This is a genomic window from Streptomyces sp. P17, from assembly GCF_032436805.1.
Classification (GTDB): Bacteria; Actinomycetota; Actinomycetes; order Streptomycetales; family Streptomycetaceae; genus Streptomyces.
The window spans coordinates 1-836 of the sequence record NZ_JAVRBF010000212.1 but is presented as its reverse complement, the minus strand read 5'-3'; the positions used below and the strand labels follow the sequence as shown (position 1 = coordinate 836).

General features: G+C 64.5%; 1 protein-coding gene. It reads left to right on the top strand.

What is annotated here, in order from left to right; translation table 11 throughout:
- On the top strand, positions 1-753 hold a 753-nt coding region (locus RMT89_RS40430; RefSeq protein ID WP_315888738.1), incomplete at its 5' end, for a group II intron reverse transcriptase/maturase.
- Positions 754-836: the final 83 nt, after the last annotated feature.

Below are 836 nucleotides of genomic sequence, written 5' to 3'. Positions count from 1 at the left end.
AACGACCGCAGAGTCGAACGGAAACGAGGCAGCCGGCGCAAGCGCCGGTCGACCAACGGAACCGTTGCACTGCACGTTCCCCAAGAGGTGATCAAGGCGACATGCGCACCATACCTGGCACGCGGGAAACCCGCGCGGCAGCCCTCGATGTACCGCCTCGACGACTACACGATCGTCAACATCTACGGCGCCAGGTACCGCGGAATCGTTAACTACTACCTGCTGGCCGGTGACGTCTTTCGACTGAACCGGTTGCATTGGGTCATGCAGTCCTCGCTGCTGTGCTCCCTGGCGGACAAGCACCGCTCGACCATGTCGCAGGCGGCCCGGAAATACAAGGCCACCATCGACACTCCGGCCGGGCCACGCAAGTGCCTCCAGGTCAGCATCTCCCGGCCTCCGAGCAGGAAACCGCTGGTCGCGCAGTTCGGTGGAATTCCACTCAAACGGCACAAGGTCGCAGTCCTGACCGACCGTGACCCTGTCCAACGCCTCGCACCACGACGCGAGTTGACCAGACGGATGCTGACCGGAACCTGCGAACTCTGCGGACAGACCGCAAAGACCCAGGTCCACCAGATCCGCAGACTCGCCGACCTGGACCGCCTCGGGCAGACGCAGCCCGACTGGGCCGTCCTCATGGCAAAGAAACGGCGCAAGACCCTCATGGTCTGCCCGCCCTGCCACGAGGGCATCCACGACGGCCACGAAACCGCAGTTCACGAACATCACTGGAGAGCCCGTTGCGGTTAACGCCGCACGACGGGTTCGGGAGGAGGCCGCTGGGAAAAGGACCAGCCCCAAAGGCTGACACCTCGCCCGGCGGCCCACCTCAC